The following is a 20,739-nucleotide window of genomic DNA, read 5'->3' on the forward strand; positions in this document are numbered from 1 at the left end:
GATCATCTCCGGTCAGCGTCGTTGTCGTTCAATCCCATGTCAGTAATTGAGTTTGATTCCGAACTGAATCACGCGGGGATCGTTCACCGTCGCAACGATTGTTCCGAAGGCCGCGCTGCCCAGCACGCCATTGGGCTGCGCGAAAGCGGGGGTATTGGTCAAGTTGAACACCTCTGCGCGAAACTCCAGGTCGGCAGTTTCCTTGATCCGGGAGTGCTTGATCAAGGCAATGTCCCCGTTGCGATACGCGGGCCCGCGTATGGGATTCCGCGAGCTGTTGCCGAGAGTGAATTGCGGCGCAGCCACAAAAGCAGCGGTATTGAACCACCGTCCTGTGCCGCGCTGGCCAGGAGGAAGGTTCGGCGTCGCGACCACGTTGGGACGCTGCACCCCGTAACCGGCGAAGGCGTTGAAGTTTGTGGCTTGCGTGACAGCCACCGGCATGCCCGACTGCCATGTCACGATTCCGCTCAGCTGCCAGCCCTGGAGCAAGGCGCCGGCGATACCGGCCGGGGCGACACGGTGTCCTTTCCCGATCGGCGCGTCCCATGTGTAGCTCGCGACCGTCACGTTGGGCATGTCGCCGGTCGAGGAATCGCGCTCGCGCCGGGAGTCAAAGCTGTCGGCGACCGGGAAGTTGGCGACCGGGCCGGTCAGCACCGAAGCGTTGAACACCGACGAGGCGGTATCAATCAGCTTCGAGTGGGTGTAGCTAACCAAAAAGGACACACCATGCGCCATTCGTTGCTGAAAACGCAGCTCGCCGGCGTGATAGACGGTGCTGCCGGTGTTGTTACGGTACAGCGCGACCGTCGTGAACGCCGGGAACGGCTTGAGGAGCTGCCCCTGCGGGATCGTCGGATCGCCAATGGATGACGAGCGGGGCACAACGCCAAAGAAAGGATTCGCCACCCGCGTCAGCAGAGAGTTGCCCTGGGCCAGTTGTTGCGGCGTGAGCTGGTTGATGTTCACGTCGGGCACGCCGACGTGGGTGATATGCGAACCGCTATACGCAACCTGCAGCGAGCTGCCACGCCACAGCTCGCGCTCGACCGCGGCATTCCATTGTTGCGCGTATCCTGAGCCGAGTTCCCGATTTACCCCGAAAACGCCCTGCCCCAGCCCGGCATCGGGCGTGAGCGGCAAGGGCGTGACCGTTGGCCCGGCACTTAGCACGAACGCTGGCACGATGTTATCCAGCGTGCGCTGCGACGTGGTTTGCAGAAAGGGGAACTGGGGGGTCGTGAACGGTGTCGTGATGCCCGTCTGCTCGATCCAGACCAGCCCGTATCCCGAACGCACGACCGTCTTGTCGGTCAGCATGTACGCCAGGCCGAACCTCGGGCCGACGTTGCCCCAGTGCAGCTCGCGCGCCGAACGTGAGAATCCGTTCTTGCCCAAATAGTCCAGTTTCTGCGTTCGAAAATTAAACACGGCGCCTTGATCGTCCGCTTCCGTGGAGGGAAAGTTCAGCGTGTAGCGCAAACCGGCGTTAAGCGTGAGGCGTGGCGTTGCTTTCCAGTTGTCCTGCATGAAGTATTCCTGAATGTGCGCGCGCGGGCGGATGACCTTGCCCTGCAGATCAATGGCGAACTGCTGCACCTGTCCCAACAGAAAGCTGGCCAGAGCATTGCCCGTGCCGCTCACGCCCGGCTGATCGGTGAACAGCTGCGAGAAGGTGAAGACACCCGTAGGGTTCGGCGGTTGCAGGACGTCGAGCCGCTCCCAGCGGAAGTCCAGTCCAAATCGAAGCGTATGCGCGCCGAGCTGCTTCGTGGCGGTGTCCACAATTTCTGTGACGTCGGTCTTGAAATCGGCGAACGCGTTTGCCGGTGACCCGATCTGCTGCACGCCGCCAATTGAAAATACGGGCAACGCATTGGCAAAGGCCGCGACGCTGGGAAGGCCGGGCAGCTTCAGGCTCTGGGCTGCCGGGGCGTCCAGCGTTGCGCCGCGTGTGCGGTTCGTGCGCCGCGTATATCCGAAGCGGAGCTCGATCAGCAATGCGCGCCCGAAGGCATGGTTGTAGCCCGCCACGAACTGCTGCCCGCCGTTCTCGGTGAGCGCAATGGCGCCGCTTGTAATGTTGCCGCTGCCATCGGGAAGCGGAGCGACCGGCTGCTCGATGTCGTGGAAATACGAGTAGCGGCCAAAAAGCTGGTGGGAGTCGCCGATTACATGGTCGAAACGGACGTCGAACTGGTGCTGATGATCGTCATCGTTGCCGACCCGTGTGAAGTTGTTTGCCGTTCCCGCCTGCGTGGGCAACGGAAAACGGTTCAGCAGGGCGGCGGCGACCGGGTCAATGCGGTTGCTGGGGATCGTGTTGTTGGCAAATGCAGTTCTGGTAAACGTGGTCCCAACCTGCTTGGTAGTAGCCGGGTCGAAAATTGCCGGAACCTTGCCGCTGATCGCCTCCGTAAAGATGCCTTGCCGTTGCAGAAGGGTCGGTACGGTTGAAATCCGCACCGTCCCGACGGCCTGGCGTGTCCCCTGATAGTCAGCGAAGAAGAATGTGCGCCCTCGGACGATCGGTCCGCCGATGGCGGCGCCATACTGGTTCCGTCGAAACACCGGTTTGTCGGCGCCGGCGGGTGCAAAGTAGTTGCGTGCGTTCAGCGCCTCGTTGCGAACGAACTCAAACACCGTTCCGTGGAAGGCGTTGCTGCCGCTGCGCGTCGTCAGGTTGACTACGCCGCCATTGAACCGGCCAAACTCCGCCGACACACCGCTGCTCTGAACGTTGAACTCCTGGATCGCGTCAATCACCGGAAAAAACGCAACCTGCCCGGGTTCCGGCTGCAGGGCGCTGATGCCGTCGAAGAGGTATTCATTCGTTCGCGGACGGCCGCCGTTGATGCGCGGCAACAGTGTGCCGGGCGGCAGCGCGACGCCCGGCGCCAGGGTCGCGAGTTGAACGAACGTCCGGCCATTCAACGGGAGTCCCACGATTCGATCGTGCGAGACCGTGTGCTGCAGGTCTGCGGACTCGGTCTGCAACAAACCTGCCTCGGCCGCAACGTTGAGCGTGGTCTTGGCGCGTCCCACGGCAAGCCGTACGTCCAGGTGGAGCCGCGCCCCGGTATTGAGCACGATGCCTTCGTAGTGCGCGGGCGCAAAACCGGGTGCTTCCACCACCACGCGATACTCTCCCGGTTTCACGTTCGTAAAAGCGAAGGCGCCCTGGCCCGATGCCTGCGCCCGCCTCGCCGTGCCGGTCGAGAGCTCCGTCGCCGTGATGCTCGCGTCCCCGATCACGGCTCCGTCCGGGTCGGTGATGCGTCCCGTGAGGTCGGCGCCGGTGGACTGGCCGACGATCGCCCGGCTGAACACGAGCACCAGCGCACAAACCACAAGCTTTGGCTTCATTCGATAGCTTTCCGTAAATTAGGCGTTCTGCACGAACGCGCGTAATTATACGGATAATATCGATAATTGTGTATGTTTATACTTGTTTATATTTTTTGTTTTGGATCGTCATCGCACTGGCCGCGGGCCGTCCGAGCGGCCCTTAAGCTCGCCAACGCTGACCGGCGCCATCTGCCGGATACGCTGCAGCCCGCTCGTCAGCAGCGGCAAATAGCGGTCGGGAGCGATCAGCCGCCGCTCCGTCAGCCGGATCACCGCGTAGGTGAACTTCTCCACGTCCCACGCGCGCATGCACACCATCGCCTGCTGTTCGATGGTGTTGCCGCGCTTGCTTTCGCTGACCGTGTAGTACTCGTCGTGGCGTTCGGCGTCTTCGCAGCCAAGCTGCAGCGTTATCGGGAGCTCAGCGACCTGCCGCGCACCGCGAAATAACTCGTCGAAAACGGCTTGCCGGCCCACTTTGTAGGCCAGCGTCATTTCCTCGCGCGACACCGGCAACCCATCGGGATTTTCGATGCTTACCTGGCCCAGAGCGCTGCCGGCCCAGATCGTAGCAAGCAGAAAGAAGGCGAATTTGGTCTTCATCCACGAATCATGCGGGACAACACGCAATTCGCCAAACGCAACTTTTGAATCGCTGGAATCTAACTTATGAATGGAGATTAACGAATCGTGAATGCGCGCCGCGCATCACCGGTTCCCGAAGCGCAACCGCACGCCGCCGCGCGCGATCACCGGCGGCCCGATGGTGCGCACCGGCGTGCGCGCCACGTCATAGCGCGCGTCGAAGATGTTCTCCACCGCCGCGAACAACTCCGCGTTGCGATGCACCGGACAGGAGACGAACGCATCGAGCGTGAAGAAGCTGTTCAGAGGAAACTGATTGCGATCGTCGTCGAACTGCCGCCCGGCCCAGCGCCCCTGCACCGCCGCCGCCGGACGATGCGGCGCCGAGTAGCGCGCCGAAAACGTGAACTGGTGTCGCGGCGCCTGCGGAACGTCCAGCCCTTGCAGGCTGCGGTCGGCGGCAAAGCTCACCACCTCCGCATTCGCGTATTCGTAACCGGCGAAGAGCTGGATGCGCCGCAGCACCGTCGCCTGCGCATCCACGTCCAGACCCCGCGACCGCGTGCTGCCCAGGTTCTGCCGCTGCCGCGTGATCAGCGCGGGCGTCGATGAGAGCGTTACGCTCGCGATCGGCTGGTCCACCTCCGCCCAGAAGAAGACGCTCCGCAGCGTCAGACCCCCTGCATCGATCGCCACGCCGCCTTCCCCGCCGGTCAGCGTCTCCGCGCGCAGGTTCTCGTTCGCGTTGGTCACCACGTTGCCCACGCGGAATGAGCGGTAAAGCTCGTTCAACGTCGGCGCGCGAAAGGCGGTGTATCCGCTCGCCAGCGCCGACACGGCGCTGTTCACGCGGTAGACCAGGCCGGCGCGCGGACTGAAGGCATCTTCGCTGCGATCGGCAAATGGCGTGATCGCGAACGCGCGCGCGCCGGCGCCGGCCAATGGCCGCGCGCGGCGCAGCGCGTCAGTGTTGCTCCAATGGTCGTAGCGGCTGCTCAGGTTCAGCGTAAGCCGCGGCGCCGCGTGCCAAAGGTCGCCGACAAAAAGCCCGGCGTACCGTTGGCGGCCGCCGCCGTCGCTCTCCGACGTTGCCACGCCCGCCGGCGAGTAACCCAGCTCATCGCTGTGCCCGCGGACGTCGCGTCCCTCAAAGCCTGCCACCAGCGTGTGCGGTCCGGCCGCGCGCCACCATTGCAGCGAAAGCCCCGCCTGCTGCGCCGGCGCCTGCTGCGTCCGGGTGAGCGCCTCCGAGTTGCGGTCCGTGGCCACCGACGTGAAGCTCTGGCTGAAGTTTTCGCCCATTCCGAATACCCGCAGCGCCAAGCTGCCGGCGCTGGGTGTGTCCGCCTGTCCGCCAACCACGAAGTCTCCGATGCCCGCCGAATTCGCCTGCAGCGGCGTGCCGTTGTGGCGTGCATCGCGGAACAGCGAACCGCGCGCAAAGATGCTGGCCGTCTGTCCAAACCTCCGCTCGGCGCCCACCTCGAGCGACCGATGCTGCGAGTTGGCGGGCGTATCCACCCGCCCGCGGCTCGCGGGCTCGACAACAACGTAGCCGTCAGTTGTGAACGCTTCGCCGGCGATGCTCCCGGCCCACGGACCGGCCTTTCCGCTCGCGCGCGCCGAGACTTCAGCCTGGTTTTGCGAGCCGAAATCGGCCGTCAGTGACAACGTATTCTCACGTGCCGGCGGCCGCGCAATGCTCACCACTCCCGCCAGCGCGTCGGCGCCGTAGAGCGCGGAGGCGCCGCCGCGCACCACCTCCACCCGCCCGATGTCCTCGAACGGCACGCGGTCCCAGTACACCCAGCCGCCGAACGGATCGTTCAGCGGCACGCCGTCCACCAGCGTCACCGCGCGGCTGGCGCCGCTGCTGCCCACCCCGCGCAGCGACGCTCCCAGCGTAGTGGGATTGGCAAAGCGGCTGCCGCTGCGCCGGAACAGCGAAAAGCCGGGCACCAGGCGCAGCGCGTCGTCCAATGCGGGCGCGGCCCGCGTGCGCAGATCGTCGCCTGCGACGATGATCACGCTCGCCGGCGCATCGCTCAGCGGAATGCCGGCGCGCGTGGCGGAAACGGTAATCTCCTGCTGCGCGCCCGCCGGCGTCAGTTTCACCTCAACGCGCGCATTCGACGCCTCCCAGTGCCGCCGCATTTCACGGAACCCTGGCGCGCGCACAATCAGCTCCGCCGAAGGCGCAGCCACGCCATCAATCTCGAAGCCGCCGTCACTGCCGCTGGTGGTGCTCACGGCGGGCAAACCCGGCACATCGAGCTCGATCTGCGCATTGCGCACCGCGGCGCCGGAGCCGTCGGTTACGCGGCCCTGCAGACGGAATGGCGCTGATGCGCCGGCGCGCGCCGCCGGGCTGACGGCGATCAGGACCGCCAGCGCCAGCCAGGAGCTTCGCTTCGCGTAGCCGGAGGGCGACGAGCTCGGCGGGAGCAAACGCACAATTTCGAATCTAGCAGACCGGCGCGCTCAGCGGGCCACCCCTGCAGCGCGATCCACCGTGGCCATCGAGTTCAGGATGGTTTCCACTACTAGCTCGTCGCCCATGGAAGTGTTGATCATCAGGTGATAGAGGTGGCGATTCGGCCAGTCCTTGCCGAAATACTTCTTGATGAACGCCGCGCGCTCCTGGTCCACCGTGTCCACCAGTTCTTCGGCTGCTTCCTGCGACTGGCCGCTCTCCATCAGACGGCGGACCTTGTACTCGCGCGGCGCAAAGAGAAACACGTGGAACGCGTCGCTGCGGTCGCGAAGGAAGTAGGGCGCGCCACGTCCCACGATGACGCATTCTCCGTGCTTGGCCGCGTTCTCGATCACCTGCTGCACCATCGCCACCATGCAGTCGGTGTCGAAAGCGCCGGGATCGCTCAGCGGCAGGCTGCGCTCGTAGCTGCCGCGCCAGAACGTCTTCGCCAGCCGGTACACCAGCGGATCCAGTCGTTCATCGCACCGCTTCGCCGCGGAAATATCCACGTGCGCGATCTTGGCGATCTCGTCGGTCAGCGACTGGTCCCACAGCTTCCATCCCAGCCGCTTGGCCAGCTTTTCGGCGATGACGGGAGTCCCGCACCCGTATTCGCGTTCGATGGTGATGATGCGCATTCGCCCAGTTCTCTGGATCAGTGGGCCACCACCGCGCCCGGCCGTGCTTTCTTCATGGTGAAGACCAGCGGCGCCATGGCCAGCGTAACCACGCCCAGCAGCCAGAAGTTGTCCACGTAGGCAAGCATGGCTGCCTGGCGGTCCACCACGTTCCCGATCAAACTATACGCCTGCCGCATGGCCTCGTGCGGACTGGCGCCGCGCTGCATCAGCGTGCTCACCGTGCCGGCCAGGAAGCTGCGGAACTGCGGGTTCGTCTCGTTCAATTGGGTGGCGAGCACGCTGTGGTGATATTGCGCCCGCCTCTCCAGCATGGTCGTGACAAACGAGATCCCCACACTGCTGCCGATGTTGCGCGCCAGGTTCATCAGGCCAGACGCCGCGTTGTTCTTTCCCGGCGGCAGATACGTATAGGCCGCGGTGTTGATGGGCACGAACAGAAACGCAAGCCCCGCCGCCTGCAGGACGCGCGCCAGCACTACGGTTCGAAAATCAATGTTGAGGTTGAACGTGGTCATGTGGAACAGCGACAGCGCCAGCGTGATCAGGCCGAACATCAACAGGTAGCGCGCGTCGTAGCGCCCCAGCAGAAACCCAACCAGCGGAAGCAGCAGCATGATCGTGAATCCGCCCGGCGAAAGCGCCATGCCGGCCAGCTCGGCGGGATAGCCGAGCAGCGTCTGCGCCATCAGCGGCAGCAGCAGCGTGCTTCCCAGCAGCGTGAATCCCAGCATGAAAAACATGATGTTGGCGCTGGTAAACGTCCGGTCGCGGAACAGGTGCAGGTCTACGATCGGGTCCTTGTGCCGCCACTCCCACCACACCGCGACCGCCAGCGCCACAACGAACGTAATCGTGAGCGAAACGATGAACCGCGATTGGAACCAGTCTTCGCGCTGGCCCTTGTCCAGCACGACCTGCAGCGCGCCCAGCCCGATCGCGATCAGGCTCAACCCGACGTAGTCCACCGTGGTGCGCTTCGACAGCCTCCGGCGCATCTTCAGATAGGGCGGGTCCTCCACCAGCAGCGACGTCAGCAGCAGCGAAATGATTCCGACCGGAATGTTGATGAAGAAAATCCAGCGCCAGCTGTAGTTGTCGGTGATCCAGCCGCCCAGCGTCGGCCCCAGCGCCGGCGCGGTCACCACCGCCACGCCGTAGATCGCAAACGCCATGCCGCGCTTGGCGGGCGGAAATGTGTCCGCCAGGATGGCCTGCTCGCTGGGCTGCAATCCGCCGCCGCCCATCCCCTGCATAACGCGGAATAGGATCAGCGTGCCCAGGTTCGGCGCCAACCCGCACAAAAACGAGCTCACCGTGAACAGCGCCACGCAGCCCATGTAAAAGCGCTTGCGGCCCAGGACGTTGCTGAACCATCCGCTGAGGGGCAGCACGATGGCATTCGACACAAGATACGACGTGAGCACCCACGTGCTCTCGTCCTGTCCGGCCGAGAGGCTGCCGGCAATGTGCGGCAGGGCCACGTTGGCGATGCTCGTATCGAGCACCTCCATAAACGTGGCCAGCGTGACCGCCAGCGCAATGATCCAGGGATTGTGCCCCGGCCGCCACTCTTCCATGGGCGTTGCGGCTGCGCTCACTGTACCTTCACCTTGGGGATCACCGACATGCCGGGCCGCAGCTGGTGGTCGCTGTTTTCCCCCGGATCGAGCGTGATCTTCACCGGAATGCGCTGCACCACCTTCACGTAGTTTCCGGTGGCGTTCTCCGGCGGCAGCAGGCTGAACCTGGCGCCGCTGGCGCCTGCGATGCTGAGCACATGCCCTTTGTACTCGCGGCCGTTGGCGTCAACCTTGATGCTCGCCCGCTGCCCGCTGCGCATGTTCTTTAGCTGCGTCTCTTTGAAGTTCGCCGTCACCCAGACGTCGTCGAGCGGGATCACGTCCATCAGCGCCTGCCCGGGCTGGACGTTTTCTCCCAGCTCCACGTTCTTGCGCCCCACCACGCCGTTCACGGGTGCGCGCACCGTGGTGTATTGCAGGTTCAGCTCTGCCTGCGCCAGCTCGGCGCGCCGCCGCTGCACCGCGGCGATCGCTGACTCGGCCTTCGCCTGTGTCGCCGAAACCTGCTGCGGCGCCGTCTTGGCTGCGCGCAGGTTCGCCTCCGCCTGGATCGTCTTGCTGCGTGCCTGCGCCACTGTCTGCTGCGCTGAGGCGGCCAGGGCGCGCGCCGCATCCACCGCCGCCGCGGTTGCCGCCGCGGTGGTCGCAGCCTGGTCGTACTGTTGCTGCGAAATCTCCTGCTTTTCCACTAGCGCACGGTAGCGCTTCACGTCGTCCTGCGCCCTCGCGTTGTTCGCTTCCGCCTGGCGAAGCGTGGCGGTCGCCGCCTGCTGCTGCCCCTCCGCCCACGCAACCCCGGCCTGTGCGTTCAGCACGTCTGCCTCCGCAGCGCTCAACCCGCTGCTCGTGCTGACCGAAGTGATCGGCACGTTCACGTGCGCGGCCCGTGCTGCGGCTTCGGCATCGGCCAGCTCGGCGCGCGCCCGGTCCACCGCCACCTGGTAGTCGCGCGGGTCGATCTGCACCAGCAGCGTTCCCGCCTCCACGTACTGGTTGTCGTCCACGTTCACCTTGATCACGTAGCCGCCCACGCGCGGGCTGATGGTGTTCAGGTGGCCGTCCACCTGCGCGTCGTCCGTTGACTCGTACGACGCAAAGTAGCGCCACAGCAGCACCGTGCCCGCGACTACGAGGATGAGCGCCAGCGGCGTCACCACCCGCATCGCCGGGTGCTTCTGAAAAAACGACCGCCGGCGATCGCTCAGGGTGATGCGCTCGCCTGGCTCCGCCGCCGGCGCAGCTTCACGCTCCGGCATTTCCTGCTTCGGTTCGACTTCCACTGGATTCGCCATATTGATTACTTTCCAAGATATTGGCGTACGCCCTGCTCGGCGATGCCCACCGCGCGCGCCAGCGAGAGCTTGGCCACATTGTGCGCGTACACACTGCTGATGTACGACTCGTTGGCCGCCGCGAGCGACTGCTGCGCCTGAATGACCTCAATGTTGTTGGTCACGCCCGCCGCGAAGCGGTCCTGCGCCTGGGCGAGCGCCTGGGTCGCCAGGTCCACCGAACTGCGTGCGACCTCCACCTGGTCGGATGCGGCTTTCAGATCAAGGAATGCGGTGCGCACCTCGAAATCGATGCGGCCGCGCAGGTCTTCCAGCTCCGACCGGCGTCGCTGCAGCAGTGAATCGGCCTGCAGCACGTCGCCGTGCACCTTGCCGCCCTGAAAGATCGGCACCTTGAGCGTGCCGGTCACGTGGAAGGTGCCGTGCGAGTTGCCGGGCGTGACGCCAATGTCGCCGTAATCCGCATCGATCGAGATCGAGGGAAGATATTCGGCCGAAGCGCCCCGTCGGGCCCACTCGGCCGAGCGCAGCAGCGCCGCGGCGCTCTGAAAATCCTGACGTGTGGAATAAGCACGAGACAACGCGCTTTCCAGCGTGATGTCGGTCAGCGGCGTGTATGGCGCCTTCTCGGTCAGGCCGAACTGCTGTCCGGCGGGCAGGCCGATGGTGCGCGCCAGCGCCAGCTTCTGCTTGGCAAACGTGTTTTCCGCTACGATCAGCTGCTGTTGCAGGCTTTGCAGCTCCACCCGCGCCCGCAGCACGTCAATCGCGGGCGACAGGCCCGCCCGCTGCTGGTCAACCGCGCGGTCGTAGAGGCTCTGTGCGGTCTGCACCTGCGCCCGCGCAGTGTCAATGCGCGCGCCGTCAGCCAGCGCCTGCAGGTACGTGGCCCCCACGGCCAGCACCACCAGCTCGCGCGCGTCGCGGAAGGAAAGCTCCGCCGCTCTCTGGCTGTGACCGGCGGCACGCCAGTTGTGAAACGATTTCAGCGCTAGGTCCTCCGAGAGGTTGGCGCGCACGTCGAAGTAGTTGAACGGCCCAACGATCGGGTTGAGGCCGGGAAAATTCGCCGGGTTAAAACCCAGGGCTTGCAGGTTGATCTGATTCACGCTTTCGGCGGTTGTCACATTGAGCTGCGGCAGCAGCTCCGAAAGTTTTCGCCATACCTCGCCGCGTGCGTTCACCATGGACTGCGAAGCGAACAGCAGCCCGAGGTTCTGGCGGATTCCCCGATCGATCGCCTCCTTCAGGGACAACGGCATCACTTCACCGCTGGCCTTTCCGGTGGGCACGCTGCCCTGAAACGGGTTCTGGCTGGCGTTGAGGTTCAGGTTCAGTGTGGGCGCGGAGGGCAGCTGCACGCCCCCGGCGTGCTCGTCACTGCTCCTTTGGCCGGCGGCCGTCGCTGTCAGCACGACGGCCACTGCGGCCAGCACAGCGCTTGGCGCTTTCGCGTTCAAAGCAGCTCCTCCTGACAATGGGATTCCCGCGGGCCTGTAGTTCGGAACTCCTCCGGCAGGCGCGAAGAGTTGCCACCAGCTCAGCGGCGGCCCTGCAGATGCGCCTCCAGGAACCAGAGGTCCTTGTCGAGCGAGCGCGAAATTTCGGTGAACACGTCGGCGGTGGATGGGTCGCCCCACTCGGCGGACTTGTTGATCGCGTCGCGCACGGTCGCCGCCAGTTGCGCCAATCGCGCCGCCAGCGCGCGCACATGCTCTGGCCCATCCACGGCCTCCTGCGGATACTCGGGCAGCGTCGACGCGGCGGCCGCGTTGCGCGCCGTCCCCAGCGCCGTTCCTCCCAGCGCGGTGGCGCGCTCAGCCAGCAGGTCGGTGTGCTCCTCCAGATGTCCGGCAACTTCGTCGAACAGCAGGTGCAGCTGGTAGAAGTTCTCTCCCTTGACGTTCCAGTGCGCGTGCTTGGTCTGCGTCTTCAGGTCGGTGGCATCGGCCAGGCGCGCGTTGAGCAGCCCGATGATGCGCTCCCGGTTCTTTTCCGGGATATCAATGCTGGTGGGAAAAGTCGCAACGGCAGTCGCTGGCGGCATGAAGCTCTCCTCTTATGGACAGCAATTTAAAGATGAGCGTCGGCTGGGCCGGGCTTCAAATTTGCTGTGACCAGTGGCCCCAATCGGTCCGAAACAACGCCAACGGACGCCGTCCCCGGGACGGTCCTGGTCCGCGCAGGCGATGTTACTCCTCCGCTCCGCCTTCCGGCTTTCCGCTGGCGCTGCGCGGCTGGGATGTGGTACAGCAGGGGCTAATCCGCCCGCGGCGACGTACGTTTTCCCTCGCTCGGTTCGCGGCTTATGAGCAGCCCGGCACCAGACTTCAACCTCGACCAGGCGCGCTTTCCGGCGCAGCGTGAATTCGCCCTGGCCGCCGACCCGGAAGCCGTCGGCGCCGCCGTGGACGCCATGATGGCGTTCATGGACGCCTCCGGAATCTCGCTTCAGAAGCAGGCCGAGATCGCACTGGCGGTCACCGAAGCCGTGGTCAATGCTGTCGTGCACGGCTCAGGGGCCGATCGCGGCAAGACCGTGCGCTGCATCGTAGGCTGCGACGCCTCGGGCGGCGTGCTCATCGCCGTGCGCGACTCCGGCCCCGGCTACGACCCCGCCAGCATCGCCGATCCGCTTTCCCGCGAAGGCTTGCAGCGCGACCACGGTCGCGGCCTTCACCTCATCCGCCAGCTCATGGACGAGGTCACCTTCGCGCACAACGGCGCTGAAATAAGGATGTGGAAGAAGTAAGGGAAGCCGCTTCAGCTCGACGCCGCCTGCGCCCCGCTCGGCCCGAACGACTGCACGGCAGCGGCGTCGTTGTTGTGGATCTCGAACACCGTCACCAGGCCCACCAGCTTCAGCGTCTGCAGAACGAACTTGCTCGGACTCACCAGCTTCACCGCCCCGCCGTGCTGCTTGGCCGATGTCTGCGACTTCACCAGCACGCCGATGCCGCTGGAATCGAGCATGGGCACATCCGCCAGGTTCACCACGATCTGCGGATGTCCCTCCCGCAGCAGCCCGTCAATGGCGGCGCGAAATTCGTCCACCGCCTGGCCGAGGCGAAACTGCCCCCGCAATTTGATCACGTGCACTGCGGAATGCTTGCGAACGTCAATGTCCAAAGTTCTCCCCTCCGGCTCGTCCCAGTCCGCATCGCATTGACACCTGCTGGGCCCTTTGCTACAGTCCGCAAACCTTAAGGGAAGCTCCCCGCTTTTTCAAGTCCTTCGCGGGACGCGTTTCCTCGCTTCCCCCGTATTCATACGGAGTCGCATCAGCGATGGCGGCGCACACACCTGGGCTGGCGGGCTTGACGCGCGATATCGCCATCTCCCTGCTGGCCGAACGCGAGGTCATGCCGCGCGCGCAGATCATCGCCGCGCGCGTTGCCGAACTCATCCCCGGCTCCGCCGTCGTGCTGTACCTGCTCGAGGGCAAACAACAACCCGCCTGGGCGCACAAGGCTGTGGTCGGCGACGTCACTCTGCACCGCAAGGGCTCGATTCCCCGCAACGCCGGCGCCCTCGGCCAGGCCTGCGCCCGGCGCGCGTCGCTGGTCCTCTCCGGCTCTTCCACGCCGCGCGAAAGCTACGCACACCTCGACGTGCGCCGCACCGTGGTCTCGCTCGGCTATGCCCCCATTCGCCACCACGGCGACGTGGTCGGCATGATCGAGGTGCTCACCTTCGACCGCCCGCTCGATGCCACGGTGCTCCACGAGCTCGATCCGCTGCTCGACTACGCCGCCGTCGCGCTCACCAGCGCCGTCGGCTACGAGGACGAGCGCAACGGCCAGTTCGCCACCATCAACCGCCTCACCCAGCTCTACGACCTTGAGCGCTCGTTCAACTCCACCCTGCAAATGGACCAGCTGCTGCCCATCATCACCTCCAAGATCGCCGAAGTGCTCGAGGTCGAGGCCGTCAACCTCTGGATGGAGGAGGAAGAAGAGGGCGGCCTGCTGCTGGTCAAGCAGCACGGCGGCGACACCACCGTCCAAGAGGGCATGCACCTGCCCAAGGGCGAAGGTATCGCCGGTGAGGTTTCCGACAGCGGCAAGGGCGTGATCATCTTCAATCCCTCCGACGAGCGCCTGGTCAGGAGAAACGGCGGCGCCGAGCCGCCGCCCGTCCGCACCCTCATCGCCGTTCCCGTGCTCTCGCAGAACTACCAGGTTGGCGTGCTCGAAGCCATCAACCGGCTCGACGGCCGCTCATTCAACGACGACGACGGCTTCTATCTCGGCACCATCGCCATCACCGCCGGCAGCGCGCTGCACAACGCCAGCCTGCTCGAAGCCGAGCGCAAGATCGAAGTGCTGGAAACCCTGGTCGAAGTCAGCCGCGAGATCACCTCCACGCTCAACCTCGATCGCGTGCTCCAGGTAGTGGTCAACGCCCCGCAGCGCATCATGGCCTACGACCGCGCCGCCATCGCCATCGAGCAGAGCGGCAAGCTGCAGCTCAAGGCGATCTCCGGCAAGACCGAAGTTGTCGCCAGCGACCCCCAGGTCAGGCGCCTGCGCGACATCGTCGAATGGGCCGCCGACGCCGGCAACGAACTCTTCGTCGCCCAGCACGGCAACCAGGTCGCCGCCGATCGCCAGGAGACTGTCGCCAAGTTCCAGGAGTATTTCGCCGCCTCCGGCAGCCGCGCCTTCTACGCCGTGCCGCTGCGCGATGACCAGGGCCTGCTCGGCATCCTGACCTTCGAGAGCCGCAACCCCAACTTCCTCTCCGACGCCCACTTCGAGTTCATCAAGGTGCTCGCCGGCCAGGCCACGGTGGCGGTGCGCAACGCCTCGCTCTACACCGAGGTGCCCTTCATCGGCGTCCTCGAGCCGCTCATCCAGAAGAAACAGGCGTTCATGCGCATGGAAAAGAAGCGGCGCACCGCGCTGGCCATTGCCGCCGCCGCGCTGGTCCTTTTCCTCGCCGTATGCCCGTTGCCCATGCGCGTGGAAGGCGAAGCCGTCGTCGCGCCGCTCGATACCGCCCGCATCCAGGCCGAAGTCGAAGGCGTCGTGCGCAACGTCTACGTGAAAGAAGGCGACCGCGTCGCCGCCGGCGCCGTCCTTGCCGACATGGAGGACTGGGACTACCGCGGCGCCCTGGCCGGCGCCGAAGCCAAGTACGCCACCGCCGTCGCCGCCATGAACCAGGCCCTCGCCGCCAACGACGGCGGCGAAGCCGGCGTGCAGCGCGTGCAGGCCGAGTTCTGGCAGTCGGAGGTGGAGCGCGCTCGCGCCCGCCTTGAGCACACAAAGCTCCGCTCCCCGATCAATGGCATCGTCGCTACCGCACGCGTCGAAGAACTCGCCGGCCACAAGCTCGAGGTCGGCGACCTGTTCGCGCAAGTGGTGGACTCTTCCCGCGCCAGCGTGGACGTGACCGTTGATCAGCAGGACCTGCCGCTGCTCCGCTCCGGCGAAGAACTGGCGCTGAAGCTGGAAAGCTTCCCCACGCGCAAATTTCACGGACGCGTCACCGTCGTCAGCCCCGCCGGCACGCCGCAGGGCGACCATCGCGTGTTTTACGCCCGCGCCGAGGTCCCCAATCCCGACGGCGCCCTGCGCCCAGGCATGCAGGGCATGGGCAAGGTTTGGACGGGCTGGCGCCCGGCAGGCTACGTCTTCTTCCGCACGCCCGCCGCGTGGCTGTGGTCCAAGATCTGGTCGTGGGTAGGCTGGTAAGCAGTATCGGGTGAGACTCAGGAGGTTCCGGTGCGTAGCACGATCTTGAATGCACTCATCGCCTCGGCGTTGATGCTGGCCCTGTGCGGGTGCAGCGATTCGCGCCCGGCGGAAGCCGCCGCGGCCGCGCCGCTCTCCACCACGGCCGCCTCGAAACCGGCTGATTCCGCACTGTTCGAGGCCTCCGGCCCCATCGTGGTCGAGAACCAGCTCGACGTCCTCGCCCAGCGCGACGGCGTTGTGGCGCATATCGCGGCTGACACCGGCGCCCGCGTCAGCAAAGGTCAGCTTCTCGCCCAGCTCGACGACCGCCAGCTCCAGGCCGACAAGGAAGCCGCCGAGGCCAAGGTCGCCAGCATGGAGCAAAACCTCAAGGACTTCGAAGCCGAGACCCGCGTCCTGGAAAACGACCTCAACATCGCGCAACAGATGTACGACGCCGGCCTGCAGACGCGCCAGCAGCTCGACCATGCTCGCTACAAGCTCGAAGGCCAGCGGTTCCAGACCAGGCGCGAGGCGGAAATCATCCGCGAGAACCGCGCCATGCTGCGCTCCCTCACCCTCGAACTGGAGAAGACGCGCATCCTCGCGCCCTTCGACGGCGTCGTGGCCCGCCGCTACATCCGCGAAGGCCAGCGCGTGGCCAACAACGACCGCATGTTCTGGGTGACGGCCACCGGGCCGCTGAGTGTGAAGTTCACCCTGCCGCAGGAGTTCGCAGGCAAGGTCGCGGTGGCCGATCCGGTCACCGTCACCGCCCCCGCTTCCACCGCGGAATACGCCGCCCGGATCACGCGCGTGAGCCCGGTCGTAGACCCGGCCAGCGGCAGCATCGAAGTGCAGGCGCAGCTCACCGGCGCCGCCGCCGGCCTGCTGCCCGGCATGACCGCCAGCGTGCGCGTCAGGAAGGCCAAATGAACATCGCCGAGGCGCTGAAGGAGGCGCTGCCGGAAACTCCTTCAGCACGCGCCCTGGAGACGTTCCCGCGCGTGCACCCCAACCTCGTGGTCCGCGAGCACATGGAGCGCGAGGGCAAGATGTACCACACCGCCGTCCCCGGCACGACCCTCCTGTTCCGCCTCACGCCGCAGCAGTATCAGCTCGCCCTGCTCTTCGACGGCAAGCGTTCCTACGCGCAGGTGGCCGCCGCCTTCCGCCAGAAAACGGGCATCCATACCGACGAAGCCACCGTCCGCCGCTTCGCCGACAATCTCGACAAGGGCGACTTCTGGTACCGCACGCCGCAGGAAGAAAGCATCATCCTCTACCAGAAGCTCCAGCAGCACCGCCATTCGCGCGTCACCAAGCGCCGCCTCGTCGGCGATCTATCCAGCATCCACATCGTTTACTTCGATCCCGACCGCTATCTGACCTGGCTGCACAGCAAGTTTTGGTGGGTCTACACCGGTTGGTTCGCGCTGTCCGGCGCTGTGATGTTTGTCGTCATGTGCATCATCCTGGGCTCGCGCTGGAGCGAGGTCTGGAACGACAGCGTCCTCTTCTACAACTTCACTAACAAAAACGCTTGGGACATCGTTGAGTTCTTCGTCATCTTCATCCTCCTCGCCGTCCTTCATGAGAGCGCGCACGGAATGACGTGCAAACACTTCGGCGGCGAGTCGCACAAGATGGGCATGTTCCTCGTCTACCTGCTGCCCGCCATGTTCTGCGACACCTCGCAGGTGTGGGTCTATGGCGGACGCTGGGCGCGCATCCTCACCGTCGCCTCGGGCGTGCTCTCGGAAATCTACCTCTGCTCCATCATCAGCGTCGTCTGGTGGTTCACCACGCCCGGAACCTGGATCCACGAAATTGCCTATAAGTTCATCCTGAGCGGCGGCATCTTCGTCGTGCTCGTGAATTGGAACCCGCTCACCAAGCTCGACGGCTACTACCTGCTCTGCGAGATTTGCCGCTTCTTCGACCTGCGCGGCCAGGCCAATGCCCTGCTTTCGGCCACGCTGCGCAAGTACGTGTTCCGCATGCCCGCCACGGTCCCGCCCATGCCGCTCCCTCGCCGCCTGGGTCTGCTCTCCTATGCCGTCGTCTCCGGCGCTTATTGTTACTTTGTCCTCCTGTTCTTCGTGCGGCTCACCTACAAGATCACCTATCACTTTTCCCCGGAATGGGCCTTCATCCCGGCGCTGCTGCTGGCGCTTCGTATCTTCCGCTCACGTATTCAGAAACTCACCCAGTTCGTGCGCGCTCTTTACCTCGATAAGAAGGAATTTATGGGTATTCACTGGCGCAAATTCGCCGCCGCCGCCGCCCTGCTGGCGCTGTTTGGCCTGCTCCCCGTCTGGCGCGATTCATTCAAGGGCCGCTTCCTCCTCCAGCCCGCTGCCCGCGCCGTGCTCCGCGCCCAGGTCGCTGGCACGGTTGCCGGCGTCTTCGCCGCCGAGGGCGACCACGTGCGTGCCGGCGACCTTCTGGGACGGCTGCGCAATCTCGATGTGGAAACATCCGCCGCTCGCGCTCAAGCTGACTACCGCGTTGCCGTCGCTCGCGCCACCCAGGCTCAGCTGCGCTACACCGCGTTCGCCGCCGCCGACCAGCAGCGCCGCCGCATGGAACAAGCGCTCCGCCTCGCCGACGATCAGCGCCGGCGCTTGAGCATCGCCTCGCCCATTTCCGGCACCGTGGTCACCCCCCGGCTGTCCGACCTCCGCGGCTCTTACCTCACGGAAGGTACGCCCTTTGCCGAGGTGGAAGACACATCGTCTCTGCGCGCCGAGATCTACGTTCCGGAAACTGAGATTTACCGCTTTCGCGACATCCGCCGCATCGGTCTCCACATCGACGGTTTCGTGGGCCGCGTCCCGGCCGTCAGCATTTCCGTCTCGCCGGCCGCGCGCGAAATGGAACCTGGCCTTGAGCCTCCCGTGAAGTATCAGGGAATGCGGCCACCGGCCATGTACGTCCTCACCGCCACCGTGTACAACGCCGACGGCCGTCTTTCACCGGGGATGGCGGGAACCGCCAGGGTCTTCGGCCCTCGCCGCAGCCTGGCCGGGTTGCTGTTGGAACCTCTCGTCCACGCCATCGCCCGCCGCATCTGGTAGCAACTTCGTCAAACAACAAAAAATGGGCTGCGCATTGAGCGCAGCCCGTTGTCGTTTCAGGGGGAAAGTCCGTCTACTTCATGCTGACGGCGCTGTCAACGCCCGTGCCGCTGGCGCTGTCCAGACCGGCGCCGCTGGCGCTGTCCAGACCCGTGCCGCTGGCGCTGTCCAGGCCCGTGCCGCTGGCCGAATCCAGACCCATGCCGCTGGCACTATCAATCCCAGCGCCGCTCGCAGATTCGATCGAGACCGATTCCGGGGTCACGCTGCCGAACTCACGGCCGCCGGTACGCGATGCCAGAATGGCCTTCTTCGCAGCCGCGCGGCTCTTAATGAGTGACTTCTTCTCCATACCATCCTCGCTTGTAGATTTTGGATTGACTACGTCTTCCCTCATTGCATTCGCCGCACCAAAGTACCTGTACCTTGGTAAGGACATAACGTATATCACTCATTTTATTGGTTTTATCTAGAGCAGCGATTCGTCGCGCACAGCGACCGCAGGCCCCTGTGTAAAGGTGAAAAATTAAACTTTCACCTTCGCGCGGTTAATTTTTAACCTTCGCCATCGAGGTCGGCGCGATATTTTCGGCAGAGATACTTCATCCGCTGCTGGTTCAGGCGAAGCAGCGCCGCCGCTACCGTTTTCTTGCCGCCAGCCCGGCGCAGGGCAGCCCGCAGGTAGGCCGCCTCGATCTTCTCCATCTCTTTATCGAAGTCGATGCCCTCGGCAGGGATCAGGAGCGCTTCGTGCTTGGTGGTGCTGCTGTACAGGATCTGCTGCGGCAGGTGGTGCACCGCGATTGTCTTGCCCTCCACCATCAGCACCAGCCGCTGAATCAGGTTTTGCAGCTCGCGCACGTTCCCCGGCCAGGTATTCTCCTCCAGGACTTCCAGCGCCTCCAGATCCAGCCGCTTCAGCGGCACGTGGTTGGCGGCGCAATACAGTCGGAGGAAGTGGTCGGTGAGCAGCGCAATGTCGCCCTCGCGCTCCCGCAGCGGCGGTATCAGGATCGGCACCACGTGAATCCGGTAATAGAGGTCGCTGCGGAAGCGGCCTTCCTTCACCATCTGCTCCAGGTTCTCGTGGGTCGCGGTCAGCAGGCGGAAATCGATCTTGCGTGACGAGTTGCCGCCCAGCCGCTGCACCGCCCGGTCTTCCAGCACCCGCAGCAGCTTGCTCTGCAGCCCCAGCGACAGCGTGGCGATCTCGTCGAGAAAGAGCGTGCCGCCGTCGGCCAGCTCGATCTGCCCGGCACGCGAAGTGACGGCGCCGGTAAACGCGCCCTTCTCGTGTCCGAACAGCTCCGCTTCGATCAGATGCTCGGGCAAGGCCGCGCAATTCAGGCTGATGAACGGTTTGTCGCGCCGCGGACCCAGCGACACGATGCTGCGCGCCACCAGCTCCTTGCCGGTCCCGCTCTCGCCGCGGATCACCACCGACGTATCGCTCTGCGCCACCCGCAGGATGGCGCTGTACACGTTGCGCATGGCTTCGCTGGCGCCGATCAGCTCGCAGAACGAGTAGCCGCCCCCCAGCGGATCGGCGGCTCGCCACGCTTCCGCCTGCGCCGAGCGCCGCTCCAGCGCGGCCGTCAGCGCCGGCTTCAGCTCCGACATTTCCAGCGGCGCGCCCAGCACCTCGTCGGCGCCCGCCTGCGTCAGCCGGACGCGCGTCTCCGGTGTCTGCGTGCGCGTCAGCGCCAGGATGGCGAAATGCGGATAACGCCGCCGTAGCACCTCCAGCGACACCAGCGCCGAATCCAGCGGCTGGTCGCGCAGCTCCGCGTCGAGCACGATGCCGGCCACCGGCATGCGCGCCGTCAGCACCTCAACGCCGCTCGGCGAATCCACGTGCAGCACCTGAAAGTCACCCTCCAAGAGCGACTGCACGCCGGCCACGATCCCAGCGTCGGCGCACACCACCGCAACGTTGCGGGATTCGGAAACACGCGCGCCGGGTGATGCCATCCGTTCCCCTCAGGCAAACGTGAAACGCGGCGGATTATCCCCCATCTGCGCTGCCGAATTCCAATGCGCTGCGCAACCCCGG

The 20,739-nt window shown here is 65.1% G+C and carries 15 protein-coding genes; 4 read left to right on the forward strand and 11 right to left on the reverse strand.

Annotation, left to right across the window (positions count from 1 at the left end):
- Nucleotides 1-39 precede the first annotated feature (39 nt).
- From VFA60_12905 to dps, 8 genes are all read right to left on the reverse strand, one after another.
- Nucleotides 40-3,369: a TonB-dependent receptor gene (locus tag VFA60_12905; GenBank protein ID HZQ92687.1), complete on the reverse strand. Its 3,330-nt coding sequence runs from the start codon at nt 3,367-3,369 to the stop codon at nt 40-42.
- A gap of 108 nt (nt 3,370-3,477) precedes the next feature.
- A complete protein-coding gene (locus VFA60_12910) occupies nt 3,478-3,954 on the reverse strand; it encodes a hypothetical protein (protein ID HZQ92688.1) in 477 nt (158 codons plus the stop codon).
- A gap of 105 nt (nt 3,955-4,059) precedes the next feature.
- Nucleotides 4,060-6,390, reverse strand: coding sequence for a TonB-dependent receptor (locus VFA60_12915; protein ID HZQ92689.1), 2,331 nt, complete (start codon nt 6,388-6,390; stop codon nt 4,060-4,062).
- A gap of 27 nt (nt 6,391-6,417) precedes the next feature.
- Complete coding sequence (locus VFA60_12920; protein HZQ92690.1) at nt 6,418-7,050, reverse strand: cytidylate kinase-like family protein; 633 nt, start codon at nt 7,048-7,050, stop codon at nt 6,418-6,420.
- 17 nt (nt 7,051-7,067) lie between these two features.
- The gene (locus VFA60_12925) at nt 7,068-8,651 is read right to left on the reverse strand and encodes a DHA2 family efflux MFS transporter permease subunit (GenBank protein HZQ92691.1); all 1,584 of its coding nucleotides are present in this window, start codon (nt 8,649-8,651) and stop codon (nt 7,068-7,070) included.
- On the reverse strand, nt 8,648-9,925 hold the full coding sequence (locus VFA60_12930) for an HlyD family secretion protein (GenBank protein ID HZQ92692.1): 1,278 nt from the start codon (nt 9,923-9,925) through the stop codon (nt 8,648-8,650). Before VFA60_12930 ends, VFA60_12925 begins: the two co-directional genes overlap by 4 nt.
- 5 nt (nt 9,926-9,930) lie before the next feature.
- Entirely contained in the window at nt 9,931-11,385 is a 1,455-nt protein-coding gene (locus VFA60_12935; GenBank protein ID HZQ92693.1) for a TolC family protein, read from the reverse strand.
- A gap of 80 nt (nt 11,386-11,465) precedes the next feature.
- Nucleotides 11,466-11,972 carry a DNA starvation/stationary phase protection protein Dps gene (gene dps / locus VFA60_12940; GenBank protein ID HZQ92694.1) on the reverse strand — a complete coding sequence of 169 codons (507 nt, stop codon included), beginning with the start codon at nt 11,970-11,972 and terminating at the stop codon, nt 11,466-11,468.
- A 261-nt stretch (nt 11,973-12,233) separates the two neighbouring features.
- Here dps and VFA60_12945 point away from each other — a divergent pair, with 261 nt between their 5' ends.
- Entirely contained in the window at nt 12,234-12,677 is a 444-nt protein-coding gene (locus VFA60_12945) for an ATP-binding protein (GenBank protein ID HZQ92695.1), read from the forward strand.
- Between the two features lie 11 nt (nt 12,678-12,688).
- Here VFA60_12945 and VFA60_12950 read toward each other — a convergent pair whose 3' ends face one another.
- Entirely contained in the window at nt 12,689-13,054 is a 366-nt protein-coding gene (locus tag VFA60_12950; GenBank protein ID HZQ92696.1) for an STAS domain-containing protein, read from the reverse strand.
- A gap of 158 nt (nt 13,055-13,212) precedes the next feature.
- Between VFA60_12950 and VFA60_12955 the strand changes: the two genes are divergently transcribed.
- From VFA60_12955 to VFA60_12965, 3 genes are read left to right on the forward strand one after another with little or no spacing between them, the layout of a single operon-like run.
- Nucleotides 13,213-15,624, forward strand: a complete 2,412-nt coding sequence (locus VFA60_12955) for an efflux RND transporter periplasmic adaptor subunit (protein HZQ92697.1) — start codon at nt 13,213-13,215, stop codon at nt 15,622-15,624.
- Between the two features lie 30 nt (nt 15,625-15,654).
- A complete protein-coding gene (locus tag VFA60_12960; GenBank protein HZQ92698.1) occupies nt 15,655-16,542 on the forward strand; it encodes an efflux RND transporter periplasmic adaptor subunit in 888 nt (295 codons plus the stop codon).
- Nucleotides 16,539-18,686 (forward strand): efflux RND transporter periplasmic adaptor subunit, encoded by a 2,148-nt coding sequence (locus VFA60_12965; GenBank protein HZQ92699.1) that lies wholly within the window; start codon nt 16,539-16,541, stop codon nt 18,684-18,686. The genes VFA60_12960 and VFA60_12965 overlap by 4 nt, the downstream gene beginning before the upstream one ends.
- Nucleotides 18,687-18,759: 73 nt before the next feature.
- On the opposite strand, the gene VFA60_12970 is transcribed toward VFA60_12965, so the two are convergent.
- Both VFA60_12970 and VFA60_12975 read right to left on the reverse strand, forming a co-directional pair.
- On the reverse strand, nt 18,760-19,038 hold the full coding sequence (locus tag VFA60_12970) for a hypothetical protein (protein ID HZQ92700.1): 279 nt from the start codon (nt 19,036-19,038) through the stop codon (nt 18,760-18,762).
- 203 nt (nt 19,039-19,241) lie between these two features.
- Nucleotides 19,242-20,657 (reverse strand): sigma-54 dependent transcriptional regulator, encoded by a 1,416-nt coding sequence (locus VFA60_12975; protein ID HZQ92701.1) that lies wholly within the window; start codon nt 20,655-20,657, stop codon nt 19,242-19,244.
- Nucleotides 20,658-20,739: the final 82 nt, after the last annotated feature.

This window comes from Terriglobales bacterium, from assembly GCA_035651995.1.
Lineage (GTDB): Bacteria > Acidobacteriota > Terriglobia > Terriglobales > Acidobacteriaceae > DASRER01.

Coding starts and splice junctions, on each gene's coding strand:
- VFA60_12905 (HZQ92687.1), bottom strand. CDS start 3,369: ATGAAGCCAAAGCTTGTGGTTTGTGCGCTGGTGCTCGTGTTCAGCCGG.
- VFA60_12910 (HZQ92688.1), bottom strand. CDS start 3,954: ATGAAGACCAAATTCGCCTTCTTTCTGCTTGCTACGATCTGGGCCGGC.
- VFA60_12920 (HZQ92690.1), bottom strand. CDS start 7,050: ATGCGCATCATCACCATCGAACGCGAATACGGGTGCGGGACTCCCGTC.
- VFA60_12930 (HZQ92692.1), bottom strand. CDS start 9,925: ATGGCGAATCCAGTGGAAGTCGAACCGAAGCAGGAAATGCCGGAGCGT.
- dps (HZQ92694.1), bottom strand. CDS start 11,972: ATGCCGCCAGCGACTGCCGTTGCGACTTTTCCCACCAGCATTGATATC.
- VFA60_12945 (HZQ92695.1), top strand. CDS start 12,234: ATGAGCAGCCCGGCACCAGACTTCAACCTCGACCAGGCGCGCTTTCCG.
- VFA60_12955 (HZQ92697.1), top strand. CDS start 13,213: ATGGCGGCGCACACACCTGGGCTGGCGGGCTTGACGCGCGATATCGCC.
- VFA60_12965 (HZQ92699.1), top strand. CDS start 16,539: ATGAACATCGCCGAGGCGCTGAAGGAGGCGCTGCCGGAAACTCCTTCA.
- VFA60_12970 (HZQ92700.1), bottom strand. CDS start 19,038: ATGGAGAAGAAGTCACTCATTAAGAGCCGCGCGGCTGCGAAGAAGGCC.
- VFA60_12975 (HZQ92701.1), bottom strand. CDS start 20,657: ATGGCATCACCCGGCGCGCGTGTTTCCGAATCCCGCAACGTTGCGGTG.